Here is a 15362-nt window from a genome sequence, read left to right on the forward strand (position 1 = left end):
ACGCTTCGGATACTTCGTTCGTTTGCCCTAAATTGCATCCTCCTAGTATCCGCAACACTCGATACGGGTGGCTGGTTGGGCCTTACCCGACAGGGACTCGCACCCTGCAAGAGATGCCAAGCTGCGCCTGGCGCACTACCAGTCCGCGTTCAACGAAGTGACATTAGGAATGGCCGGCAGGGACGCCGGCCGCTACCATAATGCGGTGGCGGTCCCGCGGGACGCGGGATGCCCGCCATCTTCACTTGGACGAAAGCGCATTGGTATAAGTCAATCCGTGATTACTTTCGAGCACTGCTATGGCGTCATTGCTTGCGCCATAGGCGCAAGCAATGACCAGCACAGGAGTTTTTGGGGAGGGGTCTGGGGAGGGGTCTGGGGAGGGCGTTTTTGCAAAAACGTCCTCCCCGGAATTTCTTCTCTCTTCTCTCTTCTCTCTTCTCTCTTCTCTCTTCTCTCTTCTCTCTTCTACCTTCTACCTTCTACCTTCCTACCTACCCTGCCCTTTCCTAATAACGCACTGGTAGGAGTGGGGTATGGGATCGGCGACCTCGGGAGGAGAGTCGGAATTCTTTTCCTTGTTTGAGCCAGATTCGGCCCAGGCTTTTTCCTGCACGGGTGATGTCCAGCGGCATTTCGTTGAGTTCCAGTTTTGAAGCATCAATACCCGCGGAGCCTGGCTGCCATCTCAGGGTTCGGCCTGCCATGGTAAGGGATAGGCGAGTGCTTTCCGGTATGTTAGTCTTCATGTCCACGATCTTGAGCAGCATATTGGCGGGCAATTCGAGCTTGTCGCCGGGGTAGGCCACAAAGTTCCCACCGCCTGACTCACCGAGCACAAGGTATTCCAAACGGGGTTCAGCGACTGCGATGTAGCTTTCGGCAAAGACCTTCTTATTCAGTTTCGCTTGCAAAGAGAAAATGCTCCGTGAGCCCCTGGTGCCGGCGTATTTTTGCTGAAGGTCCGTGGCGGTGTTAATCTGGTGGCCGCGATCTTCCTGAGGATAAGGCGATGAATCGGCCTGGAATCCTCGTAAATCTATGCGCACGCTTTTCAAGTCGTCTTCCGGCAGGTTTGTCACAGGGTCCAGGAGGACAATGGAGTCGCCTCGGAATACGGTCAGCTCTTCCCCGGGTTCGATCATAAAAGTCTTGTCGTTGACCCTGACGCAAAAATGGCGAACCTTTGGCTCAAAGTGCACCCCCGCGGCGGAGTGGTTTTTTGCCGCTATGATCTCTACGGGGAGCGTCCCCATCAGAAAACGGTCTTTGCGCACTTCAATAACGGTATTGTCGGTGATGTTGACCTCTTCGTTCAGGTCATTGAAGCTTGTGCCCACTCCTTTCACACGAGCAGTCAGCCCACGTGAATAGTTGGACTCGATGTGAACCAGCTTGAGGTTGTCACCGCGCTGAACTTTGAGCACGTCCTGGCCGTTCACCACGATGGGAGTGCGGCCGTTAACTGACACTATGAGGTACTTCAAGGTAGGGTTTTCAAGGTACATTCTAGGGTTATCGGGAATGATTCCGACCTCATCCAAGAAGGCGTTGATGACCATACTCTGATAGCGGACCCTGAGACGGTAGTCCGAGATGGTCTTTGAAGTCTCGCTCGCGAACGCGGGTATCCCCACCTTGGTCAATGCGTGAAAAGTCGCGGAGAGGCGCTGCTCCTTATGTAACGAATCGTTCTTCAAAGTTCGGTGATTGTTGAATTTAAACAGATGGTCCCTCACGGACATCTGAGAATTGACCTTTTCAATGACGTGGCGAGCTATCTGACCCAGTCGGAGCACTTTGCCGTCCGGCCTGGTGTATTCCTCCTCGTCAGCTATGATGGATTGGCCGAACTTCATCGGGTTGCGAAGCGGTGATTCCCATTTGGGCGAATAAAAGCCGGAACCGTCGTGCAGATTCAGGAAGAAATCACTCTTCTTCATCAGTTCTTTTACGATCTCGACCACGCGAATGTCCCGGTCGGCCTCCTTGAGCGGTCCCGCGAACTTCCGGTTCATGTCGCCTTCGACACCTCTGTTGTTTTCCACGATGGAAAGGAAATTGGCCCTGGGAACTACAATCAGGTTACCCTTTTTCAGGGTAAGGTCCGCGTACAGGTCCGCGGCGAGGTATCCTCCCGGTTCGTCGCCCTGAATGCCGCCGAGCAGCAAGAGCGTGGGACCGGGCGAGTTGCCGGTTATGGTATAGACGTGAAGTTCGGCCTCAGTGCCTTGGAAATGGATCCTGTGCGTTGTCTCTGAGTTAGCCGGATCGGCTGGAATCGCGAGACCCCATAACAGCACCCACAACAGTGCCAGCAACGGTCTTCTGGTACCAACCGGAATAAAACGACTCCTGCGCATTTCACCAACCGCATCGTAGAACTGCGAAATCAACGGGAGCCCCTTTTAATGACAAAGGTCTCCCGTCAGGTTCCTGTTAAGAAACACCAGTCACAATTTGTTTTCCAAGAGATTAACGGAGCCGGTGGTCGTTTTCCGCCCGGACCCGTTAACTCCCTGGAACGGCACAGCCGGCCTTCAGACCTAGGCGCCTCGTGCCCGCGGAATCAGTCCCTGTCGCGTTCACACAGTGTTTTCCGCGCAGAAAATCTTTCTACAGCGCGCGCCGCTTGTCGCCCGCTCGAGTTCGGGCCCCGTCCATCGCAGACCCTTTTGCGCCCGTTATCTTTACTTCCCCGCGATCAAAGCCTCTCTGAAAGACTATCTTGCCGTTTTCACCATAGAGGAGGATCGACACTCTTTCCAGATGTGCGCCCGGCCTTCCGCCGTAAGTCAGTTCCACCCTGGAATTGAATTTGAAGCTCAGGCTGTCCCCGTCCTTATAGTTTGTCGGCAAGTCGCCGTCTCCCATGCGAGTACGCTCAGGGTAAACCGTGATCTTGTTTTCCCCGCGCGGGCCGGTCATTTCCAAAATGACGAACAGGTACCCTGAAAACGGTATCTCCGGCTGATCTTTGACCAACTTAAAGCTCAGCGTTCCGTTGCTGTCACCCAGTGTCGTCGCTGTAACAGCCTGCGCGTTGAAGTTGATGGGAGGGAATTTGGCACTGTCAGCCGCAGGCGCTGTGAGAGTCGGCTCAGCAGATGAAAGAGCCTTGGATTGACCGGACTTGGGCTCCGCGGGCGCCGGGCTCTGCAAATCCTCAAACACCTCGTCGCCGGCCGAAGTCCCTGTGGACGCGTGAGCTTCCGTGTCATCCGACTCTTGGAGGGCCGTCAGAGGCCCCTGACCGGACGGCAATGCATCCTTTCCGGTTGCCGATCGTCTGGTTGAGGGAGCTTCTGTCGAGAGCCTGGAAGGTATGGTCGCCAGCGTAGGGGTTTCCTGCGCTTCTTTGAGGCGCTTCTCTTGAACCGCCAGTGCGAGTTCTTTTTTGTTCAGTTCTTCTTGGAGGCTCCTCACTTTTTCAACCAGAGCGTTGTCCTGCTTGATCTCGGCCTGATTGCCGGAGACAAGCCCTCGGGCTCCCAGGCCGGCTAAAACCGCTCCCACGCCCAGCGCTCCCACCAAGGCAACAACGCCTATTCTAAGTCGAAGAGGGGTCAGTTCGATCTGACGGGAGGTGCCTGCCTCGTTTATGATGACAATGGAATAGCGGGCTTTGGAACGGACTTTGGGTACCGGTATAGGAGGGATTTCCCTATAAGGGGGACCAGTCTTCAGAGAGGATTCGGAACCCTTTATCTTTGCTGCCAGCCAAGACCATGCGTTTCCAACCTTTGTCACTGTATTCATCTCCCCGGAAGGTCTGGACAAACCGTATGACTAGTTGGTCTTGAACCTTCCTGATTTCCACCCGGTCCATCTCAACTCGGATCTGGCGGTACTTTCGGAAGAAGCTCTTCTTCGTTTGCAGGAAAGTTTTATAGGTTGCCTTATCCTGCCCGAAATCCGCATGATACATTTTTACGTACCTGTCAAGATCCTTTTGCTCCCAGGCCAGCTTCCACTTGTTGAGAAAGCCGAAAACCGCTTCTTTTTCCGATACCTTGAGAGTTTGTGGATCCCCAGCCGAGGCTTCCATCCCAAAGGGCCGCGACGCAGCTTCTCCACTCTCCTTCGGGGCTGACGCCACCAGCGGGGTGGGCTCTGCGGTCGCTGGTTTGCCGTCCAACATCTGGCCGGGCTTAACCGTTAACGGGCCAGAGGCCTCCGGCTTTGGTTTCACCGGCTCCGCTGCCACAACCACCTGCCGGACATGCCTGCGGCGCTCAGGTACCGCCTCGGGAACAGGGCTGTACGCGGGCACCATGCTGGCGACTATTAGCCTTTCGGGAAATGAGCCATCCGCGGATTTCTCGTTTACTTCCAGAGGCGGAACTGACTCACCATTTGTGGTCGCCCCTGCCAACCTGTGCAATACTACCCCTTTTGACGGAGCAGACGGCCTCGGCGTCTCGTTCTCCTCGTAACTCCCGTTCTCCGGCTCATCGGTGGAAACCAAGCGGATGCGGAAATCTTGTCCCTCATCCGTTCCCAAGCCCGGCTGTCCGCCGGCTCTGGCGATAAGAGGCCCTGCCGGGAAAGGATCATCCACCGGCTGATGGTAATCCTCCACGTAGATCTCGTATTTCCCTTTGTGGGTCAAGTACAGCACTTTTATGCCCGAACTCGTGAAGCCGTCGGAACTGTAATTCTGAGTAAAGATCGCGGTTATCAGCCCGTTTTGCCTGTAAAGATACACCGCGCCGAGCCGAACACGAATCTTCGAGTAACGCTTGTTCAGCTTGCGTTTCTTTTCCTTCCATCCGTTGTAGTCCAACCAACAGCTTTGGAAATTAGTGGAATAGCGTGACATGTACCCGTCGAGATCTCGCGTCTCCCAGCTTTGTCGCCACCGTTCGACGAAATCCCTCACTTCCCGCTCCTGTTCGACGATGCGGGATCTGGGCGCCATCAGCATTTTTTCCACGACAATCAACGGGGTGCTCTGTAGCCTTACGAACCGCGAGATCTTGACCAGGTCCTGATTCTCGACCGCTATGCAACCATTGGAATCGGGCTTGGGGCCCAGGGGCTTATCGCGGCCGTGCAGCCAAATTCCATCACCGTTCTTGCCTCGACGACGGTCAACGAAATTCGGATAATCAGTGGTGAAAGCCCATAGACCGTACTTGGTAGGCAGCGTGCGCCCGTCAATGACAGAGCAAAAGAAATAGACCCCCTCCGGGGTTCTCATATCCCCCCTTACCCATTTGTCGCCATCGTTTTCGCCTGTTGAACATTTGTAGGATTCGACCATGGTGGGCTCACCGTCTTTAACCTTCCAGACGGTCAGCTTCTGCTGGGATTTGTCGACTATCAGAGCATGAAAAGACCCTTCCACCATCCAGTTCATCAGAGCGACAGGATAAAGAGGTTCTCCGCATTCGGCTGCGGGAGAGCCGAAAAGTGTCAGGCATACAGTCAGTGGCAGGAGTATTTTTGCCAGCAGCCCAGCCTGAGGGAGCGATTTTTGGGAATTGAGCAACAACATACGCTTTTCTTTACAAGTACTTGACCCAAAAGTCAAGAGATTTTACATTAACTTTTGAATTCAACATCTTGAAAGATTTAGTTAAAAACCCTATTAAAAATGGAGTCCACCCACCTCAACGCATGGTCAATGTCAAAAGCCGCTTCTATCTCCTTGATTGGCAGATGCTTCAGAATCTCCGCATCCTCCAGGAGGAGCCCCTTGAAATCCCGGTTCTCTTCCCACGCTTTCATTGCATTGCGCTGCACCAGGGCGTAAGCCTCTTCTCGCGTAAGGCCTCTGTCCACCAACCCGATCAGGATAGACTCGGAAAAGATTAGTCCTCGGCTTGAATGGAGGTTTTCCATCATCTTTTCCTTGTATATCAGCATGTTGCGTATCACCGACGTAAGCCGATGAAGCATGAAATCAGCCAAGATGGTGGCGTCCGGCGCGATGACCCTTTCCACGGAGGAATGCGAGATGTCCCGTTCGTGCCATAGCGGGACATTCTCCATGGCAGTCATCGCGTAGCCTCTAATGAGCCTGGCCAACCCGCTCAGGTTCTCCGTGAGCACGGGGTTCCGCTTGTGAGGCATGGCGGATGACCCCTTTTGCCCTTTGTGGAAGAACTCTTCCACCTCCGCGACCTCTGTTCGTTGGAGATGCCGTATTTCCACAGCGATCTTTTCCAGGCTCGAGGCCATCAGGGCCAGGGCCGTAAAGTACTGCGCATGGCGGTCCCGCTGAATGATCTGGCTCGATACGGAAGCAGGCTTAAGGCCCAGTTTGGCCAATACGGCTTCTTCCATCTGAGGGTCCAGATGAGCATAGGTTCCCACGGCCCCCGAGATCTTCCCCACAGAGATTGTCTCAAGGGCTTCATCCCATCGAATCAGATGCCGACCCATCTCACTGTAGAACAGGGCCAATTTCAGGCCGAAGGTGATCGGCTCCGCGTGGATACCGTGCGAGCGGCCTACCATCGGAGTGTGGCGATGCTCCAGGGCCCGCTCCTTGAGCGCATCCATGAGCGAAACAAGGCCTTCACGGATCAGCCGGCCGGCCTCTTGGAGAAGCAGGCACAGAGCCGTATCTACTACGTCATAGGATGTGAGGCCTCTGTGAATGAATCGAGAGTCCTCGCCCACGAATTCCGCCACAGACGTGGTAAAAGCAATCACGTCATGGCGAGTGGTTACTTCGATTTCGTCTATTCTCTTCGGATCGAAATCGGCTTTGGCCCTGATGCGTTCCATGCTCTCTCGAGGTATAACCCCTCGGTCGGCCCAAGCTTCACAGACGGCGAGTTCTATATCCAGCCACTTGCGGTAACGGTTGCTGGGTTCCCAGATTTTTCCCATTTCCGCACGAGTGTATCGTGGGACCAAGTGTAAATCCTTTCTCAGAGCCCCTACCGCGGAGCACGAGCGCCGACTCGGTGGCCAAAGTAATGCAAAGCCGTCCGACCGGCTCGATTTGCCGCTCTGCGGATTCACCGGCAGTGTTAGCGAACGGCAGCACGCACTTGCATTGCACAAGGCTCCCCGGATTCGCATTCTACTGTAATTTCTTGCACCTTATTGTATAAAACCAAATGTTCAGCCCACACAGATAACCACAGTCCACCATATCATGTCAGAACACGTCTTGCAAATCTAAAAGTTAGAGGCATATGAGCGTTCAGTTAAGCGAACAAATCGAGAGTGAAGGCCATAGAGCATCGTAAGACCCGTCTTCGAGGCAATTTGATGCTTCACCCTTCCCCGCGGAAGTGACAAGGTCTCAAAGGCACCACTTATTCCGGGGTCCTGCTTTTTTTGAAACCTTGTTCTTCATGAGAGCATCTAAATAGTTGACCAAGTTAGGTTGCCTGATAATTCTCAAAGGCTCTCCCGACAAGAAAAGGAGGGTGAACTAATGGCGAGAACTGAGAAAGCTGAAAACGTTGTAAGAGAGATGGAGCGAGTCACGCCATATATGTACGAAGGGTTGTACGGTAACTTCCTGCGCAATTTCATGGAATCCGACAAATCCAAATGGACCCACGACCTGTCTCGCTACTTGAGCAACGCGAACCAGGACTGGGCTGAGATCGGCGATGATATCGCAGAGGTACTCTGGGAAAGATTTGAGAGAAGGATTTCGTGCTAATGAATGGTGCGGAGGCAATGCCTATTTTGAGAGGTCGAGGGCTGTCGCGGCTCTATTACAGTAAGTGTTTCGCAAGATGGGCTGGAGCAAGGGCAGTGTAACAACGTTTTGTCGGAAACACATAGGTCCGGCGGAAAAGGAAAGGCCGCGATAACCATCAGTTTCGCGGCCTCATTGCTTCCTATGGACTACCTGTAGCCTTTACGCAGCGCCCTCGCTTTTGGATTCCGATGCCTCGGCCGGCGCTGGAGGAACATAATTCGGTGCCACAGGAATTGTCATGTTCCTGCCTGCTGATTTGCCCCAGGCAATAGCAACGGTTCTATAACCCAGATGGGCGAACTTCGAGAAAGGAAGATACAGCAGAAGGCCCAACACAAACATCAGGTGTACCGTGTACAGGCCGTAGGCCCCACCTATTGACCCTCCCCACCGGAACAGCTCGGTCAGCAGGCCAGTGACTCCGGTGCCGAAAATCGTAAAGAGGAAAAACCAGTCGAAGTACGAACTGTTTCCCGTCTGCTCAGGGGCCGTCAGCCTTCTAACCAGCATGATCCCCAGTCCGAGCACGAACGCTACAGCGCTCACATTGCCGAGAATCTTGATCGGAATGGCGTTGGGACCGTTCATAGACGGCGGTTTCATCAGTTCCTTCATTCCGAAGATTTCTCCCAGAATGTCCACCTGGAGAAACACCAAGCCGGTAGTGATAAACAGCCCTATCATCCCCCAGAAAACGAGAAGATGCGATGCATATCGAATGTTGTTGGCTTCGCAGTCTTTGAAGGTTGTGTGCGGCAGGATCTCTTTCAACGCGTCAATGAGACTGGGCACAAAAGGCTTGCGAGCGCCGCCTGCCTCGGACGAGGCGCTTTTCTCGAGAGCATTCCAATAACTCTTGAGGCTAAACACCAGCGACACTACGGCAAACAGCATAGCGAGGGAAAAGACCACCTGAATCGCCCGCACCCAAATGAAGCCGTCGCGGGGATCAAGATGATGCGCTGAATATTTTACAGGGCCTGCGGGAAACGTCCACCCGCTGATATAAACCAGGAACAAAACCACCACGACAGGAATGCCTACGGCAAGAACAAACAGCGACGGCTCGCCCACAAGCTTGCCCAGGAACGAGGGCCAGGAATTGTTCTGTATGTTCATCTTGCGCACGGCTTTAAGAACATCAGCGGGATATGCACCACGGGGACATTGGGTGGAGCAGTCATTGCACTGGTGACACAACCACACGTCGGGATCGTTGAGAAGCCGGTCTTTTAGCCCCCACTGGGCCCAAATCATCTCTTTTCGAGGGTAAGGGCGATTGTCCGGGGCTATACGGCAAGCAACCGAGCATGTGGCGCATTGATAGCACTTTTTCAGGTCGCCGGCTCCGGCTGCTATTAGATCCTTGGTGAACTGAAGATCAGGTTCGGCAACTATACCGTTTGCCATCGGTGAACCTCCTTAAAAGCCTTTGTACGGGTTGGGATCGAATCCGGAGAGCAATTCCATGAAGTCATCAATCATGGCCGGCAGCTGATTGAACTCGTCTATAGCCAATTGGAGCACACGGATGCGTTCCGGTTCCAGGACGAGACGTTGCAGAGTCTCGGCAATCTTTCCCATTCGATACTCGGCAAGCTCGCTCCCTTTCACGAAGTGGCACTGATAATCGTCGCCGTACTTGCATCCGATCAGCATGATGCCGTCGATGCCTTTGGAAAGCGCGTCCGCTATCCAGACCATGTTGATGTTTCCCAGGCACCTCAACGGAATGAACCTGACATGGGGACTGTATTGAATCCGGTTCATCCCCGCCATGTCGACGGCCGGAAAAGCATCGTTCTCGCAAATGAATATTACCACCCGCGGTTTCTCGGAATACTCGTCGGGAACGTCGATGGACTTGACCATGGAACCTATCATGTCCACCGAATGGTCCTTGAAGGAAATGATGCGCTCCGGGCAGGAACCCATACAAATGGCACAACGTCTACACCTGGTCGGATTCGGCAGAGGCGTCCCGTCCGGTTTCTCGTCGTATGCCCCGAATGGGCATTCCTCGGTGCAGCGCTTGCACTGAGTGCACCGCGTGGTAAAGATCTCGGGGAACGATTGGTCCCCTGCCCGCGGGTGAACGGCCTTGCCCTGGGCCACAAGCTCCGCGCACTGAATGGCTTTGAGAGCCGCTCCTGTCGCGTCCATTTCGCAACTCTGCAAGTCCATGGGATGCTTGACACACCCTGCGGTGTAGATTCCGGTTCTCTGAGTCTCATAGGGAAAACAGATGAAGTGAGAGTCATTGAATCCGAATGGATTCTCCGGGAGGAACGGCCCCTGGCGGTACTTCAGGTTCACCACGGCCGAATCCTGAGTCACGGGGACCATGCCGGCGTTCAGTACCACGAGGTCCACATTGACCCGCAGGTCTTCTCCCAAAAGCGTGTTCTTGAGTTCAACCGTGAGTCCCGAAGACCCGTTGGACACGCTGACAGGCGTTCCTTTTGAAAGGAACACGCCTGGTTCGTCTTGCATTGTCTGGTAGAATTTTTCGTACTGTCCGGGCGTCCTCATGTTTTCGTAGAAAATGTAAGCCTTGCTGTCCGGATTGGCTCTCCTCACGTACTGTGCCTGCTTGAGGGCAACCAGAGAGGCCACGGATGAGCAGTAAAGCAGCGGATGCTCGGATTCTTGATTGGGGCAATCTATGAACGCCACGCTGTTGACCTGTTTGCCATCGGAGGGCCTCGTGATCTTACCTTTAGCGGCAAGCTCCTCCATCTGAATGCTGGTTACGACGTCCGGGTACTGGCCATAGCCCATCTTTGCAAAGCCTTCGGCATCCTCCGGGCGCCATCCTGCGGCCATAACTACCGCTCCGACACGGACCACCTCATGAGGGAATTCCGCGGATTCAGGCACCGCTGCTTCTTCAGCCGCGGGCGCTTCTTCCTTGGCGGCTTGTGGTTTCTCAGGCTCTTTGTCTCCGACAGCCTCTTTGGCTTTCTTGGCAGCCAGCCATTCGTTCTGTTCTTTCACCAAGCTGTCTATCCACGGTCCGTCCGGTCTGATCATCACATCGAACATGCCGGGAGCGCCGGAGATATTAAACACCCTGTGTCCTGTAAAGACCTTGATTTTGTCGCTGGCGTTGACCGCTGTGATCTTCTCTTGGACAGGAGAGTCCACCAGTTCGTCGTACGGGGGCTTGCCGTTGAAGACCTTGTGGAACTTGTTGGCCCATCCGCCTAGTTGGGGTTCTTTCTCCACGAGGTAAACCTGGTACCCCGCGGCGGCGGACTCCAAGGCCGCGGTCAGTCCGGTGATCCCTCCGCCGATGACGAGGATGCCTTTGTCCACGGCCTCCATGAAAGGCGGTCGATCCTCGTACTTGCTCGTCTTGGTGATGCCCATGCGCATGTAGTCTTCGGCAAGCATCTGCGTATCTTCGTCGTTGGCAGGATGACACCAGACCACTTGTTCACGAAGGCTTATCCTCTCGGTTATCACGCCCGGAAAAGTGAACTCTTCCTGGAAGACTCTAGCAGACGGCCCGGCGATAATTACTGCGGTAAGTCCTTCGGTCGTTATATCGTTCCTTATGATAGCGAGCTTATCCGGATCGCTCCAATAAGGTTCGGCCTTGCAAACAGCCGCTTTGAACTCGCTTGTGGCTACTTTGGAAAGGGCCTCGATGTCGAGGGCTTCACCTATACCGTAACCAGTATCAATATAGACTCCGATCTTGTGATCCATGAACTTACCTCCGCACCGTATCCTGAAGGGCTTTCAAAGCAACTCCGGTTGCATCCTGCATACAGGTGCCCACATCCATAGGTCGCCTGGCCACACCGGTTGCGTGAATACCTTCGTCCGAGATCAGGAAACCGAACTCGTCATAGACCGCTCCCGGAGCCGGGACCTTCTCCACCATTGTGTTCGGCTGCATGCCAGTGGCGAGGACCGCCATATCGAATGTACGGCGAATTCTGTTTCCGGAGAGGATGTCTTCCCCTTCCAATATTACGTCTTTAGTTGAGGGATCCTCGGTTATATTGACTATCTTTCCTTTGGTCAGGAGGATCTTCTCGTCTTTTCTTACTCTGTCGTAGAAAAACTCGAAGCGCCCGTACGCCCGCAGATCGATATAGAATATGTGGGCCTGCGCATCGGGATTATAGTCTCTCAAATAGGTGGCCTGCTTCAGAGAGGCCAGGCAGCATATTGAAGAGCAGTAGGGCAAGTGATTTCTGTCGCGTGAACCCGCGCATTGAACGAACGCGACATTGTTCACTTTCTTACCGTCTGAGGGACGGACTATGGCCCCTTTTGTCGGTCCGTTTACAGAAGCCAGCCTTTCCATCATCACGTTGGTGATGACATTGGAGCATTTGCCGAAACCCAGCTTGTCCAGCTTCGTGGCGTCGTATGGCTGCCAGCCGGTAGCCCAGACTACCGAGTTGACTTGCACCTCGAAGGTTTCGGGCTTGGCATCCAGATCGATGCGAATTCCTTTGGCGTTGCACGATTCGACGAATGCCTTGTATTCCGCGGTTCCCGCAGCTTTCTTCAGGGCCTCGCCGTCAGCCACCAGGCTCATGGGGTAGGCCATTTCGTACGGCAGGCAAACTGCCTTAACCTTGTCCATGCCGTAATTGAATTGATTGGTAATTTCTACAGGGCAGTCATCGACGCATTTGCTTGTAGCGGTGTGGTCTTCCACGTAACGCGGGGAGACCTTGATGGTCGCTGTATAGGACCCCGGACCGCCGCTGATCTGCTCGACGTTCGCAAGGGTATAGACTCTAATGTCGGGGTTCTTTCGAATGCGTTTGAAGTTTATTTCCAGGCCGCAAGTGGGAGGACACAGCTTCGGGAAGTATTTATTCAATTGGGCTACTCGACCGCCAAGATACGGCAGCCTCTCCACCAGAACTACCTTGCAGCCGGCTTCCGCTGCCTCCACCGCAGCCGTGATTCCGCTAATGCCGCCTCCGACGACCAATACGGTCTTTTCTCCAGCCATGCTTCCTCCCTAAAAGGGATATGAGGGGACAAACTGTCCCCTCAACCCGTTTCCTCATCCTTTGAAGAAAACTCCGGGCCCCTACCAGAGCGCCCGGAGTTCAGTTGTCGGATAATTGATTAGTCGATTATGGAAAGGACAGGCCTCTTCATGAACTGCCATTCACCGTTCTTGTAGGTGCAGTTCGCGAAGACCTTCCAGTTGGCGTCGTCCAGCTTCGGGAAGTCATTGCGGAAATAGTAGCCGGGCCAACGGGTCTCTTCACGGAAGAGTATGGTCCGGGCGTGAACTTCCGCCTGGTACATTCTCTGGATGTTCTCATGGCATCTCATGAGTTCGTGCAGGTTCTCGGCAGCCAGCTTCTCCGAGTCTTCCTTCAGCCAAACCAACAGTTCCAGACACCTTTCCAGCTTCGCCTTGTTGGTCTTGAACCCTGCGGTCACACCCGCCGCGTACTCGTCCATGATCTTCTGCAGGCGGAACATGAACATCTTCGGCTTCATGAACTCGGGGTTGATGTCAGGATCGCTGGACTTGGCGGCAAACTCGGTGAAGATATCGAGCGGTAGCAAAATCTTCTTCTTGAGTTCTTCAACCTTGGCTGCATCCACATTGGGCTGGGTGTTGTTATCGAGCACGAAACGGACCATCGACTTGCCGGCAGCACGACCCTCGGCGTGGGAACCCGAGGAGAACTTGTGGCTGGAAGCGCCGGACGCGTCACCTGCGCAGAACAAGCCCTTAACAGTGGACATGTACTCGTAGCCCCAGAAGTACTCGGGCGGAGCAAGGTCTTTCGGGCCGCTGACCCAGGCGCCGGACGCGCCGGAGTGCGAGCCGATGAAGTAAGGCTCGGCAGCCGCGATTTCAGAAGACTTCTCTTCGGGCTGGACATTGGTGCCGGCCCAGAGAATGGCCTGGGAGATGGTCATATCGAGGAAGTCTTCCCAAGCTTCGGTCTCGAGTTCCTTCATCTTCTTCTTGAACTCTTTCGGGTCGTCCTTGTACTTCTCGGCGATTTTTTGGATGGCCTCTTCCGTTCTCATGTAGATCGGGCCTTTGCCTTCGAACTCGTCGAGCATGCCGAGGTAGTTACGCAGGTTGGCAGGGATCGGCTTCGCCAGGCCGTAAGGCGCCCAGTTCTTCAACTCGTCCGCGCGCTCCACCATGTACTCGCCGCCGAATGCGTTAGTCGCACGGGACTTGAACAGGAGGAACCATGCGCCGACCGGGCCGTATCCGTCCTTAAAACGAACCGGGATGAAACGCACTTCCTGGCAGGTCTGCTCCGCGCCTGCAATCAGCGTGAAGTAAAGGCTGGAGCCGGAGTTCCAGGGCGGATACCATGCACGGCCTAGACCTTCACCGGTGCTTCTGGGCTTGAACACGTGAACCGCGCCGCCCATTGACGCCAATACGGCTTTGGCTTTGAACACATAGAATTTATCTTCGCGGGTGCTGAATCCAACCGCGCCGGCAATCCGATCACCATCCATAATGGGGGTGGTGATGAAAACACGCTCGAAATACTCTCCACCCTGTTTGGTAAGAGCGTTCTTCGCGGCTTCGGCCACGATGACCTTGTAGGATTCGCCGTTGATCATGAGCTGCCAGCGGCCCTCATGGACGTAATTTCCGGCCTCGTCCTTCCAGATGGGGAGGCCCCACTTTTCGAACAGGTGAACGGAAGAATCCACGTGACGAGCGATGTCATACACCAGGTCTTCACGGGCGATGCCCATGAGGTCGGTGCGGACGTACTTGACGTAGTCTTCGCAGGTGTTGTTTCCGCTGTTGATATCTACGTACTGGTTGATGGCCGAAAGGCCCATAGCAACGGCGCCTGAACGATCCATGGCGGCCTTGTCAACCAGGGTCACCTTCAGACCGTTTTTGTTGGCCCAATAAGAAGCCTCAACAGCAGCGCCGCATGCAGACATACCGCCGCCACATAACAGAATGTCGGTGGTTACTTCGACAGTCTCGAAATTCGCCATATCTATTTCCTCCTAAAGGATTACTTCTTGACCGTGGGCAGCTCTTTGAGCCTCAAAGCTGCGGGCTCATTATACAGGCACTGGCTTGCAAGGTCGGTGGTCACTTCGCCGAAGCCGCCATCGGGAACCGCGGAACCTTCAGCCGTGGTCCGGATGGGGAACTTAAACCTTTTGACCATGCCGCTGCGGAACTTGACGGTCCACATGATGTCTTCGGAACCTCTCAGCGGCACAACCGAGGCGCCCATTGGGACGAAGTCCGCGTAGCCCCGGACATCTATCGCCTGCTGCGGGCAAATTTTCACGCAGTTATAGCACTCCCAGCACATTTCGGGAGCCCTATTCCAGGCTTTCATTTTCTCCTTGTCCAGAACCATCAGGTCGTTGGGGCAGATGTACATGCAAGCGGTCTTGTCTTGACCCTTGCATCCATCGCATTTCTCCATGATTACATAACTTGGCATGAACGAACCTCCTAGTTAGTTTGAGCTTTTTGTTGAGTTATTAAACTCTGTCGTCACGCTGCGTCTTCGGACGATAGTGTTTTGGGCTCCTCCTTTCTAAGTATATGCTAGCTTCAGCCCCAAAGCCGTTTGAGGCCGGCATGAAATAGAAACAGCATTACACGCGACGGCTCCTTGCACAAATTCCGTTCCCCGATGTCGAAACGATTCCCGGATCTTAACGGGTCCCGGACAAAGGCCGC

At 54.4% G+C, this 15362-nt stretch carries 10 protein-coding genes; 1 reads left to right on the forward strand and 9 read right to left on the reverse strand.

Translation table 11 applies throughout. From position 1 onward, the window contains the following. Positions 1–509: 509 nt before the first annotated feature. From HY913_06880 to HY913_06895, 4 genes are all read right to left on the reverse strand, one after another. Positions 510–2396 carry a succinylglutamate desuccinylase/aspartoacylase family protein gene (locus tag HY913_06880; protein ID MBI4962980.1) on the reverse strand — a complete coding sequence of 629 codons (1887 nt, stop codon included), beginning with the start codon at positions 2394–2396 and terminating at the stop codon, positions 510–512. 220 nt (positions 2397–2616) lie between these two features. After that, positions 2617–3750 (reverse strand): hypothetical protein, encoded by a 1134-nt coding sequence (locus HY913_06885; GenBank protein ID MBI4962981.1) that lies wholly within the window; start codon positions 3748–3750, stop codon positions 2617–2619. After that, complete coding sequence (locus HY913_06890) at positions 3665–5500, reverse strand: L,D-transpeptidase family protein (protein ID MBI4962982.1); 1836 nt, start codon at positions 5498–5500, stop codon at positions 3665–3667. Before HY913_06890 ends, HY913_06885 begins: the two co-directional genes overlap by 86 nt. Before the next feature lie 77 nt (positions 5501–5577). Beyond that, the gene (locus HY913_06895; protein MBI4962983.1) at positions 5578–6870 is read right to left on the reverse strand and encodes an adenylosuccinate lyase; all 1293 of its coding nucleotides are present in this window, start codon (positions 6868–6870) and stop codon (positions 5578–5580) included. 529 nt (positions 6871–7399) lie between these two features. Here HY913_06895 and HY913_06900 point away from each other — a divergent pair. Further along, the gene (locus HY913_06900; protein MBI4962984.1) at positions 7400–7633 is read left to right on the forward strand and encodes a hypothetical protein; all 234 of its coding nucleotides are present in this window, start codon (positions 7400–7402) and stop codon (positions 7631–7633) included. 201 nt (positions 7634–7834) lie between these two features. Here the strand turns inward: HY913_06900 and qmoC are convergent, their stop codons facing one another. The 5 genes from qmoC to aprB all read right to left on the reverse strand — a co-directional run bounded on the left by qmoC (position 7835) and on the right by aprB (position 15120). After that, positions 7835–9085, reverse strand: a complete 1251-nt coding sequence (gene qmoC, locus HY913_06905; protein MBI4962985.1) for a quinone-interacting membrane-bound oxidoreductase complex subunit QmoC — start codon at positions 9083–9085, stop codon at positions 7835–7837. 12 nt (positions 9086–9097) lie between these two features. Beyond that, positions 9098–11389: an FAD-dependent oxidoreductase gene (locus tag HY913_06910; GenBank protein ID MBI4962986.1), complete on the reverse strand. Its 2292-nt coding sequence runs from the start codon at positions 11387–11389 to the stop codon at positions 9098–9100. A 4-nt stretch (positions 11390–11393) separates the two neighbouring features. Next, a complete protein-coding gene (locus tag HY913_06915; GenBank protein MBI4962987.1) occupies positions 11394–12659 on the reverse strand; it encodes a CoB--CoM heterodisulfide reductase iron-sulfur subunit A family protein in 1266 nt (421 codons plus the stop codon). A 119-nt stretch (positions 12660–12778) separates the two neighbouring features. After that, positions 12779–14656 (reverse strand): adenylyl-sulfate reductase subunit alpha, encoded by a 1878-nt coding sequence (aprA, locus tag HY913_06920; protein MBI4962988.1) that lies wholly within the window; start codon positions 14654–14656, stop codon positions 12779–12781. Positions 14657–14676: 20 nt separating this feature from the next. Further along, positions 14677–15120: an adenylyl-sulfate reductase subunit beta gene (gene aprB / locus HY913_06925; protein ID MBI4962989.1), complete on the reverse strand. Its 444-nt coding sequence runs from the start codon at positions 15118–15120 to the stop codon at positions 14677–14679. Between the last annotated feature and the right edge of the window lie 242 nt (positions 15121–15362).

Source organism: Desulfomonile tiedjei (assembly GCA_016212925.1).
Taxonomy (GTDB): Bacteria; Desulfobacterota; Desulfomonilia; order Desulfomonilales; family Desulfomonilaceae; genus JACRDF01.